Origin of the sequence: Helicobacter bilis ATCC 51630 (assembly GCF_000686565.1) — a bacterium.
GTDB lineage: Bacteria > Campylobacterota > Campylobacteria > Campylobacterales > Helicobacteraceae > Helicobacter_A > Helicobacter_A bilis.
Genome location: NZ_JMKW01000005.1, coordinates 1 through 24,023, shown reverse-complemented (window position 1 = coordinate 24,023; position 24,023 = coordinate 1). Strand labels below are relative to the sequence as shown.

The window sequence follows — 24,023 nt, the reverse complement described above, 5'->3', positions numbered from 1 at the left end:
TTTGACATTCTGTAAATCAAGTTGCCAAGCACACGAGTTAGCTATATAATATATAAAAAAGCATTTTTTCTGTAAAAATGAAATACTTTTTTACTCAAAATTATAAGCATGTGTAAAAAAGTATCATTTGTGTTTTATATTGTAGTTTATTGATACAAACAGAAATAAACACAGCGATGATGGAAAATAAAAATGCTTTTTATACTTTTGCATAGAATTAATATGACAAATGGTAAGCTTTTTGCTTTATATAGCCAATTTCGCATACAAGGGATACAATGGAGTTAATAGTATATGGCATTAAAAATTGCAATAGCATGAAAAAAGCATTTACCTTTTTAGATGAAAATGATATAGCATACAGATTTCATGATTTTAAAAAAGAGAGGTTAGACTTAGAATCTTTAAAGGCTATACTTGAATGTATAAGCTTAGAGAAACTCATAAACACTAAAGGCACGACTTACAAAAAGCTAAAAGAGCAAGGCATAAAGGATATAACGCCTGAAGTTGTGTTGCAGAATCTAAGCGTGATAAAGCGACCACTTATTGTAAGCTATGATAATGGTGTGATACAAAAAGCTACTACTGGATTACAACATTTAGAAGAGTTGCTATGAAAACTTTTGTCAAGATTCTTATTGTAATATATGTATGTTTGTCAAGCCTGCAAGCACAAGAAGGCATTAATGTTAATATACTTTCTGGCACAGATAATTCGCAAAAATTTAATCCAACAGAATCTATGCCATTTCAAATACAAAATCTTAATGTAGCAAACAAAGAAGAATATCTAGCAAAGTTTTATGCTGTGTGGGATATAAATAAAATCAGTAGCAATAAAGATTCTGTATTTTATATCGTGCCATCACTGCAAAATGCCCTAAATTATCATAAAGAGCTAGAAGAGCTAAAGAAAAAGCCGCCAAAGAAAAATGCGAAAAATTACGCGAAGCTAGAGAGAGAATATAAAGCAAAGATGGCTTCACTCGAGCAAAGGATAAAAACATTGCTTGGCGTTGGTGAGAATCTTCTGCCTAATACACTTGATGAGTTTGAAGAGATTCTAAGCAATATGAATTTAGGCGAATTTTTACGCAAACCACAAGCTGGAATAATCGTCCAAGCTACTTCTGTGAGAGCCGTGCCAACGCATAAGCCGCGTTATAAAAACAAAGATGATTTTCCATTTGATAGATGGCAAAATAGCTTTATATTTGAAGGCACACCTGTAATGATTTCTCACTTTAGTAGTGATGGGCGATATGCACATATACAGGGACCTTTTGTATATGGCTGGATTGATACGCGTAGTGTTGGACTAGTGAGTGATAGTATGCGTAAAAGAATCCTTAGCTTTGAATCCTATAAGATTCCAAATAAGGATTTTATCCCCTTGTCTTATCAGAATCAATGGGTGCTTGATGCGCGTGTAGGACAGATTTTCCCCTACAATAAACGACATGACACACTCATAACCTTTTACAAAGATATAGATAATTACGCACAAATTCGTGAAGTAGAGTTTGACCCTAATCTATTTTCAGATTTTCCCATGCCTTTTAGTGAAGAAAAAATGTCATCACTCATTCATACTATGCTAGGGCAGAAGTATGGTTGGGGCGGCTTGCTTGGCAATAGGGATTGCAGTGCTTTTACGCGTGATAGCTTTGCATCATTTGGAATCTTTTTACCACGCAATTCTGCCGCACAAGCACAATTTAAAGGGCAATTTGTGAATCTATCTAAAATGACAGAGAGTGAAAAAGAAGAGTATATTATCGCAAATGCAAAGCCCTTTGCAAGTATCATTTGGCTAAAGGGGCATATTATGCTTTATCTAGGGCATGTCAATATCAAAGGCTCACAAAGGGCTATTGTAGCCCATAGTGCATGGGGAGTTAGACCTGTTATAAACAATAAGCAGGAAGATATTAGACTAGGTGGGGTGCGTATTACAACGCTTCATATAGGTGGGGCATTTAGCTCAAATGTAGCAATGAAAAATACCTTGCTTTCAAGGATAGAGGGCGTTACAAATATCTATAATACGGAAGTAAGCCCTAGGGCGTTAGATTTATTATCAGGTATTAATATCTCACATTAAATGTAAGCGTAGTTTGCAAAAAAGTAATTTTTTGCTATAATTGCGTGTTTTGTAAAATCTTTTAATTTATAGAGGGGTGTCCGAGTGGTTGAAGGAGCACGCCTGGAACGCGTGTAAAGTGCAAACTTTCGAGGGTTCGAATCCCTTCCCCTCTGCCATGATTACCTTTCTTTCATTTGTTTTCAAATAACTACCAAATACCGCTATTTAAGGCTCTTATCTTTTCATTTGACTATCATTTGTTTTTGTTTATTTTCTTTTGGTTTGGGAACTTTTAAGGGGACTTGTTATACTTTCATAAAATCTTACAATAAAGGCTAAATAATGAGTCGCATAGCCACAAAGATTCTATTTGACAAAGACACAAGAGGGTTGGAGCCGAAAAACAAAAGGTATCGTGTTGTGCTAGGTAATCCTAGTGAGCTTATCTTGTTTGTGAATCCAAGTGACGTTAAAAGCTTTGCACTTAGGATTTGCAACAATGGTCGAGAAAAGCATATACCATTAAATCGCTTTAGACAAGGTATTTATATCGTGGCTGAAGCTAGAAAAGAAGCGTGCGAGAAGTTAAAGATTGTTCAAAGTGGTGGAGAGCTTAATACGCAAAAGTATCTCTTTAAGAATCTTAGAATTGCAAAAAGCAGACTTTGGTATATTAGAAAGCCCTTTTGTATTCCCCACTATCAGTAAAGATGGACATATTCATAGGGATACATTAAGCAAAGCTCTAAGGCGATTGAATAAAGGCAAATGGAATGGCAAAGTAACTACACACGGATTTAGGGCGACATTTAGGACAATATGTTCTATCAATGAAGTGGAGTTGTTGAAGCTTGGTGTTGGAAATAATGCCATTGAATCTGCCCTTGCCCATAAAACAAACAACGCTATACAATATGCCTATGAGCGAGAGAAAAGCACACTCAAACAGCAAGAAGTGCTAATGCAGTGGTATGGGGATTATTTGAATAATTTGTGTGATTTTAAAATCTAGTTTCTTTTTTTAAATTCTTTATGCCTAAAATACGCCATTTGAAGCAATATTTTATCAAAATCAAAAGTTGTAAAACTTGCACATATAATGATATTTGCCAAACATCAATCAGCACACTTTTTACTCAAAATGTATGTGTAGAGAGCAAATTTATATCTTAAAGCACTTGTGCAACGCATTTCAAGTGTGTTAAAATGCTGAAATTTAATGGATTTTTTTAAGCACAATATAAAGTGTAAATCTCGCTTTTTTCTTTTCCAAGCACCTATTTTGTGATATTTTAGCACTTTTTAATGCTTAAGCCTTATGGATTATTTTTTTATATCTAAAAGCAATAAAAAAATACAAGATTGCTGTATGTATGGATTCTTGCACTTTTTATATTGAAGTAGAAATTTTTTGCTTAATAATGCCCAATATCTCTATCTGTTCTCTTTCATTGCCTTTCAATTTGATTTCTATATTATTGCTCCCCTTAAAAAGTGCTTCATCAATCCCAACAACAAAATATTGAAAAATGATATAACTTTCTTGGAATTTTGCAACAATAAAATCTCCATTAACCGCTCTACCCTGCCTTTCTACAATAAGAATATCTCCGTTTTTTGCAAAAGGCTCATTTGTGGAGTTATTAAGCTTTATAAAGTGATAATTTCCATCTGTATTTGCCGCAAACAATAAGGAAAGAAATTGAATTTTTAAATTTGCCTTAACTAAAGGATTCCTGTCTGCATAATCTTCTAAACTCTCATATACGCAACAAACCATATCATCAAATGGATTTATCTTGAGTATGTCAGCAGGGTTAATACTATATTTTTCAAATGCTTCTTGTGGTGTCATTTCAGATTCAAAATATTCATTTTTAATACCAAAAATTTCACTCACTCGCAATAACACATTATTTGAAATGGGATTTTTCTCAGTCTCATAAGCAGCAATCAGAGATCTTGTAAGCCCTAATTTTTCGGCAAATTTCTTTTGAGAGAGACCTAAAGAGAGTCGCAGATTCCGTAATTTTTCATTTTTTTTATGCTCTGATTTCATAAAAAACCTTTTTAGTGCGTATTGATAGGCAAATTGTAACAAAATAGAACAAATTTAAAACTCTCATTTACTCTCTTACTATAATATGTTAATTATTGTTAATAACAATAAAACACAAAAGGATACAAAATGAATACACAAATGTCTGAGTTTATCTCACCAAAACAGCTAGAAGAGTGGATTGGTCTTAGCGTAGTTCAGCAAGAGCGTATAAGAAGACATATAGGTTACAAAAAAAGTCCAAGAATCAAATCCGTTACCCTATTACAGAATCGCTGGTGCAGGTATTAGATACAAGCGAAGCGAAATTATAGAATGGGTAGAAAGACAAAGGGTAACACGCAATGCGTAAAATAGAGCCAAGCAACCCAAATGTGCTAAGCCCAAAACAACTAGAGGCAGAGTTCGGCGTTAGTATCAGTAAGCAACAAAAACTTAGAATGCGAAAAAACAAAGAAAACGATCATATTTCAATCACTATTAGAAAGCCTAGCCGCACAATATTTGTGATGAGTGATTTTTCTAAACAGGGGCTTTTTAGTGAGATAGAGCCAAGCACATACACACTTGGTCAAAAAGACAATGAGCTACTTAATTTATGAAAATCACGAGTATGAAAGCTTTATTAGCAGAGTTGTAAGCTATGGTAAGAATGTCATCATCTGTGGTGAAACAGGTAGTGGGAAAACGACAATAGCAGTAAATCTTGCTTGCTATCTTGCTAAAGAGGGCGATAGAGTAACACTGATTGATGCAGATCCACAGCGAAGCAGTGAGATTTTCAGTAACAATAGGAGCGATAGTGAATTAAAGCCACTCTTTTCAAATGTAAGCAAGATTGGTAGCTCACTTAAAGATGAAATCACTTTACAAGAAAACAAGAATGATTGTGTGATTATTGATACTTCTGGGGCTGATAGCAAGGAAATGCGTATTGCAATGAATAAGGCAGATCTGCTTATTATCCCCACGATTCCTAGCCAATATGATGTAGTCGTGCTAGATAGAATGTTGGAAGTATTTAATCTAGCAAAGGAAAATAACCCGAAGTTGCATTGCTTGATTCTACTTAATAAAATTAGCCCCAATCCTTTTTTAAGTAGAGAAATAGCGGAGCTAAAAGAATTTGTAGAATCTGCTATCAAGGAAAAACAGCTAGAAGATGTGGCTGTGCTAGAAACTCTCATTTATGAGCGTAGAGCATACAAGAGGGCGGTAATTGATGGTAAAAGTCTAGATGAGTTTGATGACACAAAGGCAAGAGATGAATTTAATACCTTGTGTGCGGAAATTGTCGCGTTTGGGAAAACATTATAAATACTTTTAAAATATTGTAAATAATTTTATTGTAAAATACTTACAATATTTTGATTTTTAAATAAGGATTAACAATGGGTAGATTTAAAAAACAAGCAACACAACCACTGCTGAGTAAAGCAATAAGTGAGAGTGAATTTGAGAATGGTGGCAGAGCTACAAAGATAGATTCTGTTCCAAAGTTAAAACGCAAAGCAGAATCCAAAAATAAGGATAATAAAGTCTTTAGTGTTTTATTGCCAATAGAGTTGATAGAGCGATTAAAACGATATCAAAATAGCGAAAACGCCAAAAGAATTGAGACACAGACTTATATTTTCACTCAAGCACTCAATGCGTGGCTAGATGCAAAAGGGTTTGAAAAATGAATGAAAACGAAAATAAGGGCAGATCATTGTCTATAACAATGGAGATAAACCGAGTGTAAAAGTAACTCTGCAAGATGAGACCATTTGGCTTACACAAAGGCAAATGGCAGAACTTTTGACTGCTCTACCGATAACATACCTTTGCATTTAAAGAATATTTTTGAGAGTGGAGAGTTAGATAAGGATTCAGTTACCGAGAAATTCTCGGTAACTGCCAATGATGGCAAAAATTATCTAACACAGACATATAACCTAGACGCCATCATAGCTGTTGGCTGTCGTGTCAATTCTAAACTTGCCACAGCATTTCGTCAATGGGCTACAAAAAACCTTAGAGAATACATTGTTAAAGGCTTTGTGCTTGATGATGAACAACTTAAAATAGCGGTAACTCTCACAAAAGCTACTTCAAAGAGCTACTAGAACGCATTAAAGATATTCGCTCAAGTGAAAAAGTTCTATATAGGCAAGTGCTTGATTTATATGCTACAAGCATAGATTATGACCCTAAGAGCGAGACTTCTATGCAGTTTTTTAAAGTCGTGCAAAACAAACTTCACTTTGCTGCTCAAGGACATACTGCCGCAGAAATCATATACGACAGGGCAGATAGCGAAAAAGATTTTATGGGGTTGCAAACCTTTAAGGGTGATTTTCCTACTTTGACAGATACTACAATTGCTAAAAACTGTCTAGATAGTAAAGAATTAAAGACACTAAATAATCTTGTCAGTGCATATTTTGATTTAGCAGAATTAAAGGCAGAATCTAATGAAAAAAGACTATGAAAGACCACATAGAGCATTTAGACAGCATACTTCGTGGTGCTGGGAGAGAGGTGCTAGAGAATGCTGGGGTCATCTCTACACAGCGTGCTAGAGAAAAGGCGGAGATTGAATATAGAAATTTTCAAGCTAAAACACCAAGTCCTGTGGAAAAAGAGTATTTAGAAAGTATTAAAGCACTAGAAATAACTGCCAAAAAAGCAAACAGGACTATTGAATCTCAAACTAAACGAGAGAGCCAAGAAAAAAGACAAATATTTGGAGCGTTAAGATTCTGTCTTGTCTTTCAAATAATCAAGAAATTTACAATATTTTAATTTTAAATACTTTTAAAGTATATATATATAGGGCAATTTTTGCGGTTTTTATGGTAGGATTGCCGTTACAGTCCACAACAGCTAAACTATAAGCAACTTCAATTAAGGACAGGGAGTGATGTCAGAGGCACGATATACTAGGGAGCAAATATCTAATCTTGCGGCGGATGTGCTAGAATTTTATAGTAACAGGCAGTATCCTGTAAAAGTGCTCAGTATTACTCACAATCTCGATTTGCAAGTATTTAAAACGACTTTCAGCAGAGATGGTGTATCAGGTATGCTTAAGGCTCAAGAAGCAAAGATTTACGTAGCCGAAAGCGATGGGATAAGGAGGCAAAGATTTTCTATTGCGCACGAGATTGGACATTATATATTGCACTACAAGGGGAATATATTTGCAGAAAAAGAAGAAAAGAAACATATCTCATATAGAAATAATTTATCATCTATGGGTTTTAGTATTAAAGAGATAGAAGCTATTTTTTTTGCCGCCAATCTCTTAATGCCACAAGATAGGGTAAAGGAACTTTATGAACAAAGATTTTCTCTGTATGAAATAGCAGATTTCTTTCAAGTATCTTATACAGCTATGGCGCATAGATTTGATTTCTTGGGATATGATTGATGGAACAAGAGAACAAAGCGGAAAGTCTTCGCAAGAATGCAGCTCAAGATAGTATACCTATTTATGATGCAAGTGAAGGAAAAGAAAAAGAATTTTTATCAACAGAAGAGAATCTTTTTACTACCAAGCTTAAAGAGGAATGTGATGATGCGGATCACTCTTTAAAAAATACAAAGAGATTAAATAAAATTTATTCACAACTAATGGGTTTGTTTTTTGGTGGTTTGTGGTTTTATCTTTGGGTTTTGTTGCTATTGTTTCTATTCGTGGCGACTGATGATGAATATAGTCAAGTTATTTCACTTGTTCATTTGATTTATAAAAAACTTTTTTATGCTCTAGGAATTATATTTGTAGCACTCTTGACATTCCCTACTGCCAAGGGATTACGCAGACTTTTTGAAGCTATCGTGGAAATTATCAAGCATAAAATTAAGTTGCCCAAACAATAAAAGCCCAAGGCGCAGCCACAGCAGAAACTATTCAACGAATATATAATGATTAAGTTTGATTACTCTCTACTAATTCCTGTATCGCTACCAATTGTCCATCGCAATTCTCTATTATCGTTTCGCTCTTTGGATTCTGTCCTTGTATTTGTGGAGCTTGATAAACTATGCTGTGCATTACTTGGCAAAAGCACCTTATTGTCCTTTCTTCCATATTCTTGGCTAAGTGCCACATTGCTTTGGGACATTCCGCACATATCGGCATAGGATTTAGGTGGATTTCTAAGAGCAGGAGCGTTGGAGATGTGTATAGTGGCATTTCTTGTTGGGTGGAGTTTTGCTTTAGAGTCTCCACGCCCTGCGTTGTATCTTGCCCACTGCTCTCTTGTATATGTTCTTGGTTCATTGATGTTCCTTTGTGTTGATTTAGCTTTCTTGTTTGCATAGTAAGCAGCCCATTCTTGTTTGGTGTAGCGTTTTGTGCTTTTTGTGCTGCTTATAGAATCTACTTCTTTTGGCTTCATAGTTGTTGTTATTTTTACTTTTGGGAGCTTAGTAAAGGCTTTTTCTGCACGATTCATTATAGAAATATCCCATTTGGCAACTTTACGAGCTGTGCTAATGGTATAAATTTTTCCCTTAATTGTTTTGTCAAATTGATAAGGGCGTAACTCATAACCAACTTTAGAAATTCTTGCATACTCACCCTTTTGCAATTTAGATTCTTCTACTATTTGGCGTAGATTCTGTCCCCAAATTGTTACATTGCCCTTGCGTGTATAATAACGCGCAAAATAGCTCATATCATTGAGATTGTCATCATTGTATGGAGCTTCACCAAAATCTAATATCTTGTAATAATGTGGTTTAGCATTATATTCGTGTAATGTCTTTGGTTCTAAGGTTTCTGTGATATTGTTGGCAAGTTGTCTCCACGAATGCTATCTTGTTTTCTAGTGGCAAGTGCATAGACTCCTCGTTTATTAAGATTCTCCGCAAAGGTTTTGCGGATTGTGGTGCAGTCAGCCTTTTTAATATCAATGCGACTTCCATCATTATTTGTAGCCTTAAGACAAATATGGCGATGTGGATTGTCCGTATCATTATGAAAAGCAAGAACAAAGTGAGCATTGGGGTAAAGGTTTTTAATTGTTTCAAAAGCGGCATTTTTAAGAGAAACTGCATCGCAATCATCATAATCACGCATTGAAAAGACCATATTATAAGTTTCTCTTCGCTCTTTTTTGTTTTCATTTGGAATCACATATCCATTTTGATAATTTTCAAGGCAGTCTGTCAATTGAGAATTGTCAGTATATAAGTTTAAATCAGAATCTAATAACTCTAAAATCCCCTGCCTTGAAATATAATTAAGATGTGCGGATAACTGCTTAGTGTTTTTTGCACTTGAAGTGATTTTAAATATCACTTCATAGCCATTATTTGCCAATTTTTCTTTTCTTAGAAGTTTTGCTTTTGCTGGATTGTTACCAGCAATTTGCTTATGAGAGATGAGCGGTTTTGATTTGGCTCTTGCCTTGTTAATTTGATTAATTCTTGCGTGTTCAATACGCACATTTTTGATTTTTTTAGCTTTCCACTCTAACCCATCATCATCAAAATGTTTGTAAAAATGTGGAGTGCTATTCATTTCAATAATCCTTGTGAGGTATGACAAATCATTTTAATATCGTTTCTAAGAAGCGTGAGTGCCTCTTGGAGATTTTCCAAAATCTTAAGCAATCTCGTATCTATTTTTGCTTCTTTTTGAGTATTAAGAGTTCTCGCAATTTGATTAATATTGACACCAATCTTATTAAGTTCTGTGCGAGTAAGTGCTAGAGCTTCTAATTCTTTGCTATTTAGAATTTTCGAATCATAAATCATATTAAGTGTGTGGAGCTTAATAAGCTTTGGCACGGAGTTAGTAATAAAATTTCGTGCGGTGGATTTGAGTGTATCATATTGATTCTTGGTAAGCGTAACCTTAATTGTTTTATATGAATGAACATTATCATCTAAGAGAAACTTGAGCTTCTTTTGATGTTTTGTATTTTGTAAATGATTATCAAGTAATCATTGACTATACTTGATTTGGAGATATGCAATTCTTTGGCAAGGTTGGTAAGCGTATCTGCATTCTGTGCTGAAAGCCTAAAGGACATCATTGTATTTTTATCTGCCATTGCTTACTTCCTTTGATTTTTTTCCTTTGGTGTGTCTAATTTTTTTGTTGATAAACGCCAAAAGCGTTCAGCAACAAAACTTCTCGCCCATCTTGGATTACTCCAAAAGAGATTGAGCGACTTTCTAATAGAACCCTTGCATAAATTTGCTAGGACTTTTTTCAATTCTCGCAAAGCGAAATTGAAACTTAAGAGCCTCGCTAGACGCAGGACAAATTGTTAAATTTGCGGAAAAAATGTGCGAAAGTTAATAACTTTTGCACATTTTTTCCTATCCTGCATTCTCTTAAAAACCGAATTATCACAAAAAATACCAAATCAGTCAAGTATTTTATGTTATATATTGTTATTTATATGATATTATTTGATATATTTTTGATAAAACACCAAATGAAAGGTTAAAAATGGAAACACCATACATTAAAAATTTAAAAGAAAAATACGCCGCTTCTATCAAAAAAGCTATCACCAAAGAAAATGCAAAACTCAACAATATTTATAAAGAGTTTTCGCTCAGCATCTTTGAAGAAACACAAAACAACGAGGTTTTAAAAGAAATGCTCTTATCGCATACAAAAATCAATGAAAGCTTTCAAAAATTATTGACTGCATTCAAACAATCCAATCAGGCACAAAATTTAGAATCTAATACAAAGGATGAAAAATGACAATTAAAACTGATGATAATTTTTTTGAAATTAGCTTTAAGGATAGCGAAACAAATAGGCTCTTAAATTTATATACCGAGCATAAAGATACTTATGGGCAGAATGAAAATAAAGAAGAGATTGATGAAGTTTTATCTCATTTAGTTGCGTTAGATGCCGCACGGAAAGAAAAAATCAAAAGTGATGGCAATATAGATACGCCGAATATAGATTTTACAATTTCTTACGGATTAAATGGCAAAAGAGTAGAAGAGTCTATGTCTGTCCCATTGGGTATGGGGCATTTTGGAAAAGGCATAAATCATTTGCGTGAAAATTTTGGAGCAAATTTAGAATCCGACATTGATTCTAAACAAGAAAAAGATAATACAAGTAATCGTTTAGATAAAATCTGCTCTGCTCTTAAAATGCCTCCAAAATTAGCGCTAGATGAATTAGATGAAAAAGGCTGGGATACTATAGGCAAAATGGCAGATTTGGCAAAAGGATTGTCTAGTCCTGAGTTAGCAGGTTTTTTAGCTGGATTTCAAGGAACAATTAGAGAAGCTCACCACAAAACACCAAGTAGTCAAGCTGAAATGGACAATAACAAGTTCGCACAACTTGTGTCAAAAAAAATTATCGGTGTAATAAAAACACGAAGTGAGAAAGAAAATGGGGAAGAAGACTATACCTATTTTATCCTAAAAACTGCCGATAAGGCTTATAACAGCCCACAAGACAAGTTTTGAAGTGTGTATTTGAAATTTTTGTAAGTGGTATTTGTGAAGCTTTAAAAAGCTTATCTGCTGGGTTATTGTTTTTTTTACAATATCCCCCTTTTATGCTTGTATATGCAATAAAGCATAAGTGGAAAGATATTAAGGCTTTGTATTTGTATCTCAAGTATAAAAGAGATAAAAGCCTTCTTGGAATCTAAACAGAAAAGAAGTGTGAGAAATGAAAAAACTAATCTTTGCCGTGTTGCTTGGCACATTTGTATATTGTGATTTCCAGCACTTAGGATATGAAAAAATCAATCACATAAAACATCCCCCCCCCCCTTTTTTTGTCATACTGAGCGTAGCGAAGTATCTATTCACAGCCCACCTACAACATCATATAAGAAGTATTCCTTAGCCCACAACAACACCTAAGCAAAAATTGCCTTTAATAACATATCCCGCATTGCTTGGAGATTTTGAATCTGTTTTGCGTTATGAGAAATTTTATTTGTTATCAACAGCATTTGCTTATCAAAACTTTCTAAAGTCTTAGAATCTGGTTTGTAAATTTGTTTTTCTACAAAATGTGTTATCTTGATACTAGGCTGCACAGAACCTATATCAAACTCTTTAATCTCTTGTTGCATATATTTTAACCATTCATAAAGATAGAATGGAGAAATATCTCTAGCCCTAAAACCAATTACATTTTGAGCTATACACCCCTTATTGTCTAGCAACATTGCCACTTCACCTATACTGCCAACGGTTGACAACAATATATCATATTGCTTGATATGTTCTCTAAACCAATTTTGATAAGTTTCTTTAATCACATATTTTCTTACAACATCATAATTAATCAACATAGAATCATCACTTAAAGCATTTACTTCAATTAAAGGATATGGTGTTATATCTGTTGTAAATGGGGGAGTTTTACCACGATTATCTATAATCTTTACATAATCGCCAAGTTTGCCTAGCTCCCATTCATTGCGGTTTGGATTGTCTATAAAATAATGGCGAAAAAGGGTAAGGGCTAGAGATTCTAAAGTTTTGTTTTGTCTATGGAGTAAATCTATCTTATCATCAAAGCTACTTAGAATCTCTGCTATTTTTTGTTGTGTGGTAATGTCTTTTGGTATTTCAACTTGCAAGGTATTTAATAAATTTTGAGTTAAAAGTGGATGGCTTGAACCAAGTGCATAATCATTTAGATTCATTGATTTTAATACATAATACAAAAATTTAATGTTATTTTCACTTTTGGCTTTAACAATGATGGCATTATCAGATACCCAAATTGGCTGTTTTTCATAATATACGCAACCGCAATATGCACCCACTCTCCCCACTATTATGGTTTCACTATCGCAATTATATTGATTTCCATATCCAAGAATACCATTGCCTCCATAAATTGGATAGTCTCCATAATTTTTTGGACGAGCTTTTCCATTATTCATTTCCGCAACTTCCCCAAGCCTTACTTCCTGCCATTGCTCTTTATGGAGAGATTGTAGAAAGGGTTGTAAAGAGAGAGATTCTAAAGGTAAATCCAAGCTAGATTCTGTATTACAAGATTCCATTATTACACTCCGTTGTAAAGTTTTAGATACTTCGCCTAAAGGCCCAGTATGACAAGTGTAAGATTCTAAAGATTTCATTACTCACCCCGCTGTGCTTGTGGATAAAAGATTTCATTATTATACTTCATTATGTTTGTTATTTGATACTATTTTCTTTGTCATTTTGAGCGATAGCGAAAAATCTAGATTCCATTGTAGATACTTCGCTACGCTCAGTATGACAAGTGGGGGCATTGTCATTTTGAGTAACCCTTTCCTTGTCATTTTGAGCCGTAGGCGAAAAATCTCTTTTAGAATCTATAACTTGAGATACTTCGCTACGCTCAGCATGACAAGAATAATCAGTATGACAAGTGGAAGATTCAAAAGATTGCATTATTATACTTCATTATGTTTGTTATTCTATGGCTTTTTCCCTTGTCATTTTGAACCTTTGAAAATGGCTAAATATCTTTTTAGAGTCTTTTGTGGATTCTAGGTTTTTAGATACTTTGCCTAAGGGCTTCGTCATGATAATTGGTAGGATTTAGATTCTAATCCATTATTTTAGAATCTATTTTTTATATATTGATATTTTTTTTGTAAAATAAAAGATTTATCACAACTTTTTAAATCTTAAATTTCACAAAAGCAGGAAATCTCATGGTAAAGTTTCACTTAGGTTTTAAGAATCTAGCTATAAATACAGACGAGTCTAAGAGTGAGAGAGATGAAATCTTTACAAAATTACTCAATGAAAAAAAGCAGCAAGAAAGCGGCTACTATAATCTCCCCTATGAGACAAAAGCCCTGCAAGATTCCCTTGCATATATGCAGCATAATAGTGCGGTGCTAAAGGATCTCACACATATTGTAATCATTGGCATAGGTGGAAGCTCACTTGGCTTAAAAGCCATTGATACAATGCTTTATCACTTGCCACACAGAAATAATATCGCAGTGAAGTTTTTAGAACATACAGATCCCTTAAAGATACAAAAATCACTGAAAAAAATTCGACTTCACACCACGCTTTTTATCGTGATTTCAAAGTCTGGCATGACGATTGAGACTACTTCTTTGATGAAATATTGCATTTGGCGGTATAATCTTTTGGAATCTTGTGTGAAAAATCGCCTGCTTATCATCACAGATACAAACTCGCCACTTGATACATGGGCAAAGCAAAATGGCGTGTATAGTGTTGGCATTGAAAGCAATATTGGCGGGCGATTTAGTGTGCTTAGTGCGGTTGGAATCTTACCTTTAATGTTGCTTGGCTATAAGGTAGATTCTATACTTAAAGGGGCAAGAGATTTGCAAGACTCTTTTCTTAAAAGAGAGGAAGAGCATATATTGGAAAAAGCACAATTTATGGCAAAAAATCATGATGCTTTACCGATGAATATTTTGTTTTCATATTCGAGTTCTTTTAGGGATTTTAATCTTTGGTATGTGCAGCTATGGGGGGAGAGCTTAGGCAAGATTGATATGGATTCTAAAAAGATTGGCTTAACGCCTATTAGCCTTATAGGTAGCATTGACCAGCATTCATTTTTGCAGCTTATTTTAGAGGGTAAGCAGGATAAAACCATTACTTTTTTAGGTATTAAAGAAGAGGGGTATAATGAGCTTGTAATACCTGATATAAAATTGCAAGGATTAGAGCAAACTGATTTTGTAAATACAATCTCTTTTGCTAAACTACTTGCGACACAAAAAAAGGCTACAATGCGCGTTTTGCAAGATGAGGGATTGCCTATTGACTGCATTGAGATTGATTTATTAAATGAAGAAAATATCGGCTGTCTTATCATGTATTATGAGCTACTCACTTCAGCTGTTGGCTGCATTTTTGGCATACAAACCTATAATCAACCCGCAGTTGAAAGGGGTAAAAAGCTTTTGTGCGAGATGCTTAAATAGTTGGATAATCTTTACGATAGTGCAACAAATTTTATACACCTATGCATGAAGATTAATCTTTTCTTTTTTTGCTATGACTTGAACCAGCATTTGCAATGCTAGGTAAAGTGAAATAACTTGAAGGGCGATAAAATAGACATTTTATCTATAATCTTAATACGACAAGATTCTGCAAAAATAAAAGAGTAAGATAAAATATATTGAGGTGTAGTAATATTTGCTTTTATAATTTAATTTAGATTTTAATTAAGATTCAATCTGTCCCCAGCCGAGCTTTTCTCTTAATCGCATGAAATAGAAGTTTGGTGTGAGTTCTACAAGATGTGCGTTGTGTTCTGCAGTTTTGATACAAATGACACTATCTTTTGGCATAGAGATTCTCTGTTGTCCATCGCATATAAGTGTGCCAACATTCTTAAATTTCAATTCAATAATAAAGGAATCATCAAGGATTAATGGTCTTTGTGTTAAAGAATGCGCACATATAGGCGTGAGTAATACATTACGACAATTTGGATACACAAGACTTCCACCAGCAGATACATTGTATGCACTAGAGCCAGTTGGCGTTGCTACAAGTAGCCCATCTAATCGGTAGTGATTAAACAATACACCCTCAATTGATGCTTCAATCTCCAACATACCGCTAACACCAGCCCTTGATAGCAAAAACTCATTTAGGGCGACAAATGGCTGTGGAATCTCTAGCCCCCCATTTTCTTGCATATCGCTTTTCTTTACATAGCCCTCTAGCATAAGGTGCTTATTAATACTATATTCTCCATGCTTTATGCGAGGGATAAGGTTATCTATCTCATGTGGTAATGCGATGGTTAAGTATCCAAGCCTACCAGAATTTATACCAAGTATAGGCACATTGCTGCCATAGCTTTGATTTGCAACAGATAAAAGTGTGCCATCTCCACCGATACTAAAGAGCATATCTACATGCTTACATAGATACTGCATATCATAGCTTTCAATGGATTCTAAATCTAGCATTTTCGCACTAGAAGATTCTAGCATGACCTGTATGTCTGCCTTTTCTAACTTCTTTTGTATCTCTAAGAAAATAGGCTTTATATGAGTGCTTTGGGGACGCAAGATGATGCCTACTTTTTCTACATTGCGTTCTTTTTGCTCCATGTATTATCCTTGATTCTGGCTAGTTTGTATGCAAATGCTCTGTGCGTTTAATCGTCTTATATGCTTCCGTAATCTTATGGAATTTTGTCGTATAGTCTAGAATCTCTTTTTCATTTTCACCATAAAAATTATCTGGGTGATATTCTCTTGCTAGTTTGAGATAACGCTTTTTCACAAGCTCAAAATCATCGCCAAATTGAGAATCTAAAATCGCATAACACTGCCTAAGCTCTTTTTCTTGCGAGGTCAAAAATGTGATCTCATCAGCATTAAAATCACTATATTCAAAGGATAGCACTATATTATGTATAATGCGATTGCCAATAAATCTCATAACGCTTTCCCAAAAAAACTCATTGCCTGATTGTAAATAAATTTCATTTTGACTCATGCCTATGTAGTGAGAGCCAAACATTGCCTTTATGTAGCGTTCTGCTACTCTGTTGCGTTTGCTTAAGGTGAGAATAATGCGAGAAGTGCCAATCATTTGAATCTTCACGCGAATTCTCTCTAATAGGTCAGTAGATTTTACCATCTTTATGCGTATGGGTAAATGGCTATTTGCTAAGGCAAATTCTAATTCAGTATTGTCGTTTGGGTCATAGTGATTTGCCGCATGATAGCACCAATTAATAAGATAGTTTTTCTTAACTATCTCACCATCATCGAGAATTAAAACAGAGCTTGATAATCTATAATTGCGACTAAAATGCTTTTTTGCATAAGAAAGCACCTTTGGTAGAATCTTGCTATCTTCAGCAAGCTTTATTTGCACATATTTGTCGCAACAAGAAATCATCACTTCACCCTAAAAACCCTAAAGCATATCTATCTATTGATAATAATATAATTATACAGATTCTAAAAGATTATAGCAAAATTATGCAAAGATAACCCCTACGCCTAATCTTATCAAACATAAATCACAGCCTTAGATTCTAATAAGGCTTCATGGTTATTTCTAAAAGTAGCATTTTTCATTCCAAATATCTTAAACTCACTAGTCTCTAGAATCTAGCAAAATGCAACTCCAAGGCCTTGCATCCACTCATAAAGATAGAGAATCTGAAATCTTGTCATATTGAGCGCGTAAGCACGAAATATCTTTTTTAGACTTCGTGCTAGATACTTCGCCTAAAGGCTTAGTATGACAAGCAGTTGTTTTAGAAACTAGAATCCAGCAACTTATATCCAAGTTCTAGCACCTCTTGCGGTGTGATTAGTCTCATGCAATTATGGTGTTTTAGGGGGCAGGTCTTTTGTTTGCAAGGCACACATGAAAGATCTTTTTGTATAGAAATCGTATTTTCTGTAATGTAGTATTCTCCCCGTTTTTCAGTCTCTAAAACACTCCAAGGACTACACCAAGAAAAGGGCATAGGACCAAAGATAATAATGCTAGGTAAATTTAGCGCTCTAGCGATATGTGTCGTCCCGCTGTCATTGCCGATATAAAGTCTGCATTCACTTAAAGATTGAATGAGTTCTTGTATGCTAGTTTTCCCGCTTAGATTCTCTAATCTTTCATAATCGCTTTCTTTCAAGGCTTCTTTCACACTTTTTTCTATCTGTGCGTTTCTCTCTATATCATCTTTAGCCCCATAGATTCTAACATTATAGCCTTTGTGTATGAAAGCTACAATCACTTCTATGAAATGTGAAATAAGCCACATTTTAGAATCTCCATAACTCGCACTTGTGCTAATGGCAATAATCTTTTTTTTCGACTTTTTCTCTGTAAAAGGAAGGTAGAGTTGTAAATCTTTTGCTTCATTATAAAGCATATTTTGCACACGACTTGCAAGCGGATTGTAATGCACGCTTTTAGAATCTAACTTGCAATCTTTAAAAAAACTATGCGGTAAAATCGGCAGCAATAAATGAATATAGCTTAACACCTGATGTGTGCAAAGTGGCGGACGACCGCTTGTATATTTGACTATATGAGTTAAGAGAAATTTACGCATACCAAAAGCATTTTTATCACCATAGCCAATGCGTTTTTTAACCGCTATTTTTGAGAGTAAAAAAGCGGAAAAAAAGTTATTTTGCGTAGTTATCGCACAATCAAGTGTTATATTATTTTCATGCAAATAGCCATTAATCTCTCCTGCAAGTGCAGCTGTCTCTCTAATGCGATTTATAATGCCTTTTTTTTGCTTACTCTTATCAGTAAAGATTTTTATAAAAGTTTTATTCGTGTTAAATAGACTCACACTCAAAGCATTACCAACGAGAATGATTTTTGCTTGTGGGAAAAATCGCCTTATACAAGCAATGGTTGGTGTTAGCATCATTGTATCACCAAGCCAATTTGGAAGTTTAATTAATATATATCGCATTTGATACCCTTCTGTTTGGAATCTAGAATAAAAAGATTCTATGAAATAGATTAGTTGGCAATAAATTATAAAAGCTTCTATCAGGCTTTATTTAGCTTTTTAGATTTTATATTAGATATTTCGCTTTGTTCAATATGACAATTTATAGAATCTAAAGCCCATAAATAGCCCTTAAAATTGTCTTAGAAACTCGTTCCATTAAAAACTTGCTCTAGGCAAGGTCGGTATTGTTATAGGTCGTATCTCACCACTTAAAGATTCTAAAAACTCGATAATCTTTGCTATGTCTTTATTCGAGAGATTAATGCCTATTTGTATTCTCCCCATTTCTTTAATCGCATCATCAAGGTTACTGAATCCACCATTATGAAAATATGGTGCAGTTGCAGTGATATTACGCAGCGTTGGGACTTTCAGCATTTTATTAGAATCTGTGCCAAACTTCCCTAAATCACTGAACTTATATCTGCCTATAACTTCAAAAGGCTGCATTGTCCCACCAAGATTTACGCCATTATGACATGTTACACAGCCCTTTTCAATAAACATATCAAGCCCTTCAGCTTCACTAATGCTGAGGGCTTTTAGATTCCCATTCAAAAAATCATCAAAGCGAGTAACTACATTTAAACTCATAATAAAGCCCGCTAAAGTTTGTGCGATAAGATTCTCATCAACCTTTACTTTCGTGCCATACGCCCTTATAAAATAACGCATATATTCTTTTGAGTTGGTGATACCTTGAATGATTTTTTGCATATCACCTTTCATTTCATTATCTGCCTTTAGTGCATGTAAAGTCGCCCTAGCGGTAATATTTTTTGATAAAAATTTGCTTGTGTTTGTATCTAGTTTATCATGTCTTTTTATTTGTCCTTTGTAGTAGGCGGCATCATTAAAAAGCATGTTATAGATTGTTGGGACATTGAGATGATAGGGGTTATTTTGACTTTTATCAAGTGTGCTTGTGCCTTGCATAGCGATATTATGGCAAGTATTGCATGAGCGCATACCATCATTACTTAAACGCGGATCAAAGTAGAGAATCTTACCTAACTCAAGTTGTGCCTCTGAAAAGCTAAAATCTGACTTTTTATCAAACATACCTTTTTGCAATGTAGCTAATTCAGCACCCTCACTCACAGGCTTTAATCCAGCTGAATGTGCCTTTTTGGCGATGGCTTCTATCTTTGCCCCTATGTCTTCAAAGCCATAAACAAGCTGTGTAAATACAAAAAAGCTACTGCATATAATAATGCCAAAAAGCATAACTTTTGATTGCACTTGAGATATAAGGCTAAATAGATTTTTTCTCATCTTTTTCATAACTACCCTTTTTGTAATTTTTATATAGTCGTCTTTGCATGACACACTTTTTATCACAATAAAACAAAAATTGCTATTATACATTAATGTTATGTAGAATCTTAAAGGCTTAAGCAATCATCGCATATACAATTCACACTCAATAATTCTATCCTTTAAGATTATGTTTAAACTTTGGATTCTAATATGGGGAAATTAAAAGGATGCACTATAACCAATTTGAGATATAAATCTATCAAGGCTTTGTCTTGCTGCTTCAATGATTGCATTTGATCTATTATTATAAGTGATTGTTGGGCTACCAAGTGAGGCAGCATAGTCATAATAACCTTGATTTGCAAAGTTAAAGGCTTTTCCATTGTGATTAAAGCTAAAGGAAATATTAAGAAACACACGATAAAAGGTCGCAATGCCTTGTGTATTTGTGCCAATGATTGTATCTTGTATATTTTCTACATTAACCTTAAGGATAGAATCTGCCTCACTCTTATTTGCTATCCTTGAATGAAAACGCGAAACAATCGCCTCATTTACTAAGTCTTTAATCTTTACAGATTCTTCTGGATTCTCTAGATTGACAATGAGTTCTACATAGACTTTCTCACCTAAGGCTTTATTTGCATAATATGACATGGGTTTATAGCCACAACCACTCACATATATGGCAAAAAATATAAAAAAGATTCTATAAAATAGCATGAATTTACCTAGTTATGTATTCAAAAAATGAAGTTGTATTATAGCTAAAAATTATATGTAAAATTCTTGGCAATAGAATCTAGATGACAAGATACATAAAAGACTTTTTAAGTGAGCTAGATTCTAATGCTTTTTACTTATCTTTTGGTGGATTATCATCGTGCATTTTTTCTGGCTTGCTAGGCACTATGCTCACATCATCGCCTAGCTCTTTTGGCTCTGGCATTCTGCCATTATCAAGGTGGCTTAATAATGCCTTTTTAAACGCCAAAGTAGAATCCACTTTATAGTATTTTCCGCCACTATCCTTGCTTAATTCCTGCAAAAACTCCACTTCTTCGCCCAAAGCAAAGCTATGAAACACCACTTGATTGATAACAAGTTCTGGCTTTCCTTGCGTGATATTGCGATTGAGACTTTTCATCGTGCTAAGAAGTGTTTGTGCGCGGAAGCTATCAGGAGGTGTTGGGTTACTTGCAAAAATATATAGCTCTTTTACTAGCCCATTATCCTTAGTAAAATGCTTCATACTCTCAATCATAGCGACATTAAGAAGATAGAGATACTGCGGATTTAAGCTAATCTCTTGCACCGCTTTATCAAATGATTTTGGCTCATAAAATGGTCCAAGCGTATTTGCAAGCATACTTTTATAGTCATTCACCACTGCCTTTGTGAAGAAATCAGGCTTATAAATTCGCTTTGCAATATAGGGGGCGATTTCCTTGAAAGCCTTAATATAGGGGTGCAAACTAAAAGTGTTGCAATACACAAAGCCCATTTCCTTATAAGGCTTTTCACGCAAATAGATTCCAAAATCAGCATTTTTTTGCGAGAAATTTACTAGGATAAAGCTTGTCTTTTTACACACAGAAGTGATACGCAAAAGCCCAGCCCCACTTGTCTCAAGGCTATATATAAACTGCTTATCATCGCTTATGTAGCTCCCATCTTTTTGCAAGATTCCACCATTTAGGATTCTATCTGCAAAGCAAATCCTTTTATTCGTGCTAGAAGATTGGATACTCTCTCCATCTTTAGCATAAATCACGCCTTGTTGCTCTTTATGCTGCTCTAAACTCTGCTTAGAGCAGTCCATTCCATTGATAAGATTACTTAGCTTTTCAAACACGACTTTTTCATCAATTGGGTCAAACTCTGTCATTTTCACTTCCTTTATGCGAGATTCACTTGTCCTTAATCATTGCGTATTTTTCACTAATCAAAGGCAAATATGCGTAGTAATAGCGGACTTTGTAACTCTAAAGTTACTTTTGGAATCTAATGCTATAATTTTATTTATATTATTCTAAGGATAAAAATGCAAAAGAAAATGACATATTTGGAAGTGGCAAGGGCTGTGCTAGAGAGTGCGACTGCTCCGCTTAAAGCGGGACAGGTTTGGGATATAGCAGTGGAAAAAGGGCTAGATAAGAATCTAAAAAGTATCGGCAAAACACCACAAGCAACTATGGGGGCATTGCTGTATATAGATGTAAGGGATAGGCAAGATTCTATCTTTATGAAAGCCTCTACTAAGCCTACGACCTTTTGGCTAAGGGCGAGAGAGAATGAGCTGCAAAAGGGATTAGAATCTATAATGCAAACAAACAAGACAAACTATGAAAAGCAAAAAGGCAGGGGCTTTCACGAGCGGGATTTGCACCCGTTGTTTGTGCGGTTTGCAAAAGATTATTTTGATGTGTATGCAAAGACGATAAAGCACGAAAAGAGCAAAAAGACGCAAAGTGGGCAGGATAAGTGGAACTATCCCGATATTGTAGGGGTGCATTTCCCATTTAATGATTATAGTGAGAGAGAAACGCTAGAGCTAAGCCAGAATCTAAACCGCCGTGATTTTAAGATTTACTCCTTTGAGCTAAAGGTTTCACTTGATTTTAGCAATTTGAAAGAAAGCTACTTTCAAGCGGTGAGTAACTCTAGCTTTGCAAATGAGGGGTATTTGGTCGTATTTGAAGAGCTAGATTCTGAAGTGTTTGATGAGCTAAGGCGGCTGCATAGTAGCTTTGGCATTGGGCTTATAAAGCTAGAGCTAGAGCCTACTGAATCTTCTGTGCTTTTGCCATCGTTGGTAAGAAACTTGGATTTTAAAACCATTGATATGCTAGTGAATAAAAATGCGGATTTTAGGGAGTTTATTGACACGATAAATGGCGATATACAGACAAATGATAAAAGGCGGATTGCCCTGCAGTATTATGACAGGGTGCTTGATGATGAGAGTTTGGATAGGTATTTGAGTGAGAAGGGCTTAAGGGGTTAGGTTTTTTGCAATCTTGTGGGCTAAACTCTTGTGGAGTTTGTTGCGATTATGATTCTAGTGCTTAGCGTATTGGAAGTTAAATTTTAGAATCTTAAAAGCTTTTTAAGAGATTTTATAAGTTTATAAAATAAATTTATTTCTTTGTGGCTATTTGTGTTTTATATAAACAATATAAGTAGGATTATGTCTCAAAGAAGTTTGTTGTATTAAGGGGCAAAAATGGCGGTGATTTATCTTGCTGGTGGTTGCTTTTGGGGAGTGCAGGGCTATTTTGATAGGCTTAAAGGTGTGCTAGATTCTGTTGTTGGCTATGCGAACTCTCAAATTGCAAATCCATCTTATGAACTTGTATGTAGTGGGACAAGTGGGGCGGCAGAAGCTTTAAGGCTAGAGTATGATGAATCTGTGCTTTCATTGCGTGAGATTATCAAGGCAATGATAGGGGGACGCAGTATCGCAGTGGCGTGTATTATGTAGATTTAGAGAATGAGAATGTAATAAGAGAATGCTTGAGAGCGTGGGAGCAAAGGCAGAATCGCAAGGCAGTTACAGAGATGCTGCCTTTAGCTAATTTTTATGAAGCAGAAAGTTATCATCAAAAGTATTTAGAGAAAAATCCCAATGGCTATTGCCATATTGATATAGATACTGCTTTGCGAAGTTTTAGGGATAGCAAGAAAGAAACCAAAAAGTAGTGAAATGAAAGTCTAAGATATAAAAATCACGCATTATATTACCCCAGCGTTACAAAAAACACTCCAAACGCCCAAAATACCGATGCTCTAAACACTAAGTAAAAAAGCCTTTTTACTTTTTGTGTATCCTTTTTTCATTACTACATAAAATTACAAGTAAAATAACACATATTCTAAAGATTTTAACCCTTTAAAATACCATTCCAATTATAACTAAAAATACAAGTAACTTTTATATGATTTTTGCATTAAGTTTATAAGTTACATTTTCACTTTACAAAGTGTTACAAACTAAGCAATACAAAATTACAAATTAATTAATACTTTGATACAAATTAAAATTACACACAATACAAAAACATTAAAGACTAGATACAAAGTCAATAAAACATATAAGCGTATAATTAAGTTATGCAAGTAGTATTAAAGTATGTTTTGCTTTGTTTTCAGTTTGTTAAAAGCCT

General features: G+C 34.6%; 30 protein-coding genes, 1 tRNA gene and 1 pseudogene. 18 read left to right on the top strand and 14 right to left on the bottom strand.

Annotation, left to right across the window (positions count from 1 at the left end; genetic code table 11):
• Positions 1-278 precede the first annotated feature (278 nt).
• The 4 genes from T368_RS0101305 to T368_RS16460 all read left to right on the top strand — a co-directional run bounded on the left by T368_RS0101305 (position 279) and on the right by T368_RS16460 (position 3,101).
• Positions 279-620, top strand: coding sequence for a Spx/MgsR family RNA polymerase-binding regulatory protein (locus T368_RS0101305; protein ID WP_004088787.1), 342 nt, complete (start codon positions 279-281; stop codon positions 618-620).
• Positions 617-2,107 (top strand): SH3 domain-containing protein, encoded by a 1,491-nt coding sequence (locus T368_RS0101300; RefSeq protein WP_004088784.1) that lies wholly within the window; start codon positions 617-619, stop codon positions 2,105-2,107. Before T368_RS0101305 ends, T368_RS0101300 begins: the two co-directional genes overlap by 4 nt.
• A 70-nt stretch (positions 2,108-2,177) precedes the next feature.
• Positions 2,178-2,265, top strand: a tRNA-Ser gene (locus T368_RS0101295).
• A 425-nt stretch (positions 2,266-2,690) separates the two neighbouring features.
• Positions 2,691-3,101 carry a tyrosine-type recombinase/integrase gene (locus tag T368_RS16460; RefSeq protein WP_230455675.1) on the top strand — a complete coding sequence of 137 codons (411 nt, stop codon included), beginning with the start codon at positions 2,691-2,693 and terminating at the stop codon, positions 3,099-3,101.
• 378 nt (positions 3,102-3,479) lie between these two features.
• Here T368_RS16460 and T368_RS0101275 read toward each other — a convergent pair whose 3' ends face one another.
• Positions 3,480-4,148, bottom strand: a complete 669-nt coding sequence (locus T368_RS0101275) for a helix-turn-helix domain-containing protein (protein ID WP_004088773.1) — start codon at positions 4,146-4,148, stop codon at positions 3,480-3,482.
• 129 nt (positions 4,149-4,277) lie between these two features.
• Here T368_RS0101275 and T368_RS15205 point away from each other — a divergent pair, with 129 nt between their 5' ends.
• The 9 genes from T368_RS15205 to T368_RS0101235 all read left to right on the top strand — a co-directional run bounded on the left by T368_RS15205 (position 4,278) and on the right by T368_RS0101235 (position 8,015).
• The gene (locus tag T368_RS15205) at positions 4,278-4,439 is read left to right on the top strand and encodes a hypothetical protein (RefSeq protein WP_004088770.1); all 162 of its coding nucleotides are present in this window, start codon (positions 4,278-4,280) and stop codon (positions 4,437-4,439) included.
• A 53-nt stretch (positions 4,440-4,492) separates the two neighbouring features.
• Positions 4,493-4,750: a hypothetical protein gene (locus tag T368_RS0101265; RefSeq protein WP_004088766.1), complete on the top strand. Its 258-nt coding sequence runs from the start codon at positions 4,493-4,495 to the stop codon at positions 4,748-4,750.
• Positions 4,731-5,465, top strand: a complete 735-nt coding sequence (locus T368_RS0101260) for a nucleotide-binding protein (protein WP_004088762.1) — start codon at positions 4,731-4,733, stop codon at positions 5,463-5,465. Before T368_RS0101265 ends, T368_RS0101260 begins: the two co-directional genes overlap by 20 nt.
• 74 nt (positions 5,466-5,539) lie before the next feature.
• Complete coding sequence (locus T368_RS0101255) at positions 5,540-5,833, top strand: hypothetical protein (protein ID WP_004088760.1); 294 nt, start codon at positions 5,540-5,542, stop codon at positions 5,831-5,833.
• A gap of 84 nt (positions 5,834-5,917) precedes the next feature.
• A complete protein-coding gene (gene rhuM, locus T368_RS17015; protein WP_004088759.1) occupies positions 5,918-6,256 on the top strand; it encodes a RhuM family protein in 339 nt (112 codons plus the stop codon).
• Positions 6,257-6,261: 5 nt separating this feature from the next.
• Positions 6,262-6,621 carry a RhuM family protein gene (gene rhuM, locus T368_RS17010; protein ID WP_080628886.1) on the top strand — a complete coding sequence of 120 codons (360 nt, stop codon included), beginning with the start codon at positions 6,262-6,264 and terminating at the stop codon, positions 6,619-6,621.
• Positions 6,618-6,935, top strand: a complete 318-nt coding sequence (locus T368_RS16255; protein ID WP_004088755.1) for a virulence RhuM family protein — start codon at positions 6,618-6,620, stop codon at positions 6,933-6,935. Before rhuM (T368_RS17010) ends, T368_RS16255 begins: the two co-directional genes overlap by 4 nt.
• 118 nt (positions 6,936-7,053) lie before the next feature.
• On the top strand, positions 7,054-7,563 hold the full coding sequence (locus tag T368_RS0101240) for an ImmA/IrrE family metallo-endopeptidase (RefSeq protein ID WP_004088752.1): 510 nt from the start codon (positions 7,054-7,056) through the stop codon (positions 7,561-7,563).
• Positions 7,563-8,015, top strand: a complete 453-nt coding sequence (locus T368_RS0101235; RefSeq protein ID WP_004088749.1) for a hypothetical protein — start codon at positions 7,563-7,565, stop codon at positions 8,013-8,015. The genes T368_RS0101240 and T368_RS0101235 overlap by 1 nt, the downstream gene beginning before the upstream one ends.
• A gap of 59 nt (positions 8,016-8,074) precedes the next feature.
• On the opposite strand, the gene T368_RS14385 is transcribed toward T368_RS0101235, so the two are convergent.
• The 4 genes from T368_RS14385 to T368_RS15195 form a co-directional block, all read right to left on the bottom strand.
• Positions 8,075-8,815 (bottom strand): hypothetical protein, encoded by a 741-nt coding sequence (locus T368_RS14385; RefSeq protein WP_004088746.1) that lies wholly within the window; start codon positions 8,813-8,815, stop codon positions 8,075-8,077.
• Positions 8,816-8,910: 95 nt separating this feature from the next.
• A complete protein-coding gene (locus tag T368_RS12935; RefSeq protein ID WP_004088743.1) occupies positions 8,911-9,663 on the bottom strand; it encodes a relaxase/mobilization nuclease domain-containing protein in 753 nt (250 codons plus the stop codon).
• Positions 9,660-9,899, bottom strand: coding sequence for a plasmid mobilization relaxosome protein MobC (mobC, locus tag T368_RS12930; RefSeq protein ID WP_004088740.1), 240 nt, complete (start codon positions 9,897-9,899; stop codon positions 9,660-9,662). Before mobC ends, T368_RS12935 begins: the two co-directional genes overlap by 4 nt.
• Positions 9,900-10,030: 131 nt before the next feature.
• Entirely contained in the window at positions 10,031-10,198 is a 168-nt protein-coding gene (locus tag T368_RS15195; RefSeq protein WP_004088737.1) for a hypothetical protein, read from the bottom strand.
• Between the two features lie 404 nt (positions 10,199-10,602).
• Between T368_RS15195 and T368_RS0101215 the strand changes: the two genes are divergently transcribed.
• Together T368_RS0101215 and T368_RS0101210 are read left to right on the top strand one after the other, a co-directional pair.
• Complete coding sequence (locus T368_RS0101215; protein ID WP_004088735.1) at positions 10,603-10,866, top strand: hypothetical protein; 264 nt, start codon at positions 10,603-10,605, stop codon at positions 10,864-10,866.
• Positions 10,863-11,597 (top strand): hypothetical protein, encoded by a 735-nt coding sequence (locus T368_RS0101210; protein ID WP_004088732.1) that lies wholly within the window; start codon positions 10,863-10,865, stop codon positions 11,595-11,597. The genes T368_RS0101215 and T368_RS0101210 overlap by 4 nt, the downstream gene beginning before the upstream one ends.
• A gap of 401 nt (positions 11,598-11,998) precedes the next feature.
• Here T368_RS0101210 and T368_RS14380 read toward each other — a convergent pair whose 3' ends face one another.
• Together T368_RS14380 and T368_RS0101195 are read right to left on the bottom strand one after the other, a co-directional pair.
• On the bottom strand, positions 11,999-13,162 hold the full coding sequence (locus T368_RS14380; protein ID WP_004088730.1) for a restriction endonuclease subunit S: 1,164 nt from the start codon (positions 13,160-13,162) through the stop codon (positions 11,999-12,001).
• 136 nt (positions 13,163-13,298) lie between these two features.
• The gene (locus T368_RS0101195; RefSeq protein WP_004088728.1) at positions 13,299-13,538 is read right to left on the bottom strand and encodes a hypothetical protein; all 240 of its coding nucleotides are present in this window, start codon (positions 13,536-13,538) and stop codon (positions 13,299-13,301) included.
• Between the two features lie 266 nt (positions 13,539-13,804).
• Between T368_RS0101195 and T368_RS0101190 the strand changes: the two genes are divergently transcribed.
• A complete protein-coding gene (locus T368_RS0101190) occupies positions 13,805-15,067 on the top strand; it encodes a glucose-6-phosphate isomerase (RefSeq protein WP_004088727.1) in 1,263 nt (420 codons plus the stop codon).
• Between the two features lie 246 nt (positions 15,068-15,313).
• On the opposite strand, the gene T368_RS0101185 is transcribed toward T368_RS0101190, so the two are convergent.
• The 7 genes from T368_RS0101185 to T368_RS0101160 all read right to left on the bottom strand — a co-directional run bounded on the left by T368_RS0101185 (position 15,314) and on the right by T368_RS0101160 (position 21,745).
• Positions 15,314-16,213, bottom strand: a complete 900-nt coding sequence (locus T368_RS0101185; protein WP_004088725.1) for an NAD(+)/NADH kinase — start codon at positions 16,211-16,213, stop codon at positions 15,314-15,316.
• A gap of 19 nt (positions 16,214-16,232) precedes the next feature.
• On the bottom strand, positions 16,233-17,012 hold the full coding sequence (locus tag T368_RS0101180; protein ID WP_004088723.1) for a J domain-containing protein: 780 nt from the start codon (positions 17,010-17,012) through the stop codon (positions 16,233-16,235).
• 249 nt (positions 17,013-17,261) lie between these two features.
• On the bottom strand, positions 17,262-17,408 hold the full coding sequence (locus tag T368_RS15190) for a hypothetical protein (RefSeq protein WP_155116663.1): 147 nt from the start codon (positions 17,406-17,408) through the stop codon (positions 17,262-17,264).
• Positions 17,377-18,555 (bottom strand): glycosyltransferase family 9 protein, encoded by a 1,179-nt coding sequence (locus T368_RS0101175; protein ID WP_004088722.1) that lies wholly within the window; start codon positions 18,553-18,555, stop codon positions 17,377-17,379. Before T368_RS0101175 ends, T368_RS15190 begins: the two co-directional genes overlap by 32 nt.
• A gap of 198 nt (positions 18,556-18,753) precedes the next feature.
• On the bottom strand, positions 18,754-19,881 hold the full coding sequence (locus T368_RS0101170) for a cytochrome-c peroxidase (protein ID WP_004088721.1): 1,128 nt from the start codon (positions 19,879-19,881) through the stop codon (positions 18,754-18,756).
• A gap of 195 nt (positions 19,882-20,076) precedes the next feature.
• The gene (gene lptE / locus T368_RS0101165) at positions 20,077-20,580 is read right to left on the bottom strand and encodes an LPS assembly lipoprotein LptE (RefSeq protein ID WP_004088720.1); all 504 of its coding nucleotides are present in this window, start codon (positions 20,578-20,580) and stop codon (positions 20,077-20,079) included.
• A 133-nt stretch (positions 20,581-20,713) separates the two neighbouring features.
• Positions 20,714-21,745 carry a hypothetical protein gene (locus T368_RS0101160; protein ID WP_004088719.1) on the bottom strand — a complete coding sequence of 344 codons (1,032 nt, stop codon included), beginning with the start codon at positions 21,743-21,745 and terminating at the stop codon, positions 20,714-20,716.
• 156 nt (positions 21,746-21,901) lie between these two features.
• On the opposite strand from T368_RS0101160, the gene T368_RS0101155 reads away from it, so the two are divergent.
• Positions 21,902-22,864, top strand: a complete 963-nt coding sequence (locus T368_RS0101155; RefSeq protein ID WP_004088718.1) for an HTH domain-containing protein — start codon at positions 21,902-21,904, stop codon at positions 22,862-22,864.
• Between the two features lie 219 nt (positions 22,865-23,083).
• Positions 23,084-23,559 (top strand): annotated as a pseudogene (gene msrA / locus T368_RS12920) (peptide-methionine (S)-S-oxide reductase MsrA).
• Positions 23,560-24,023 lie beyond the last annotated feature (464 nt).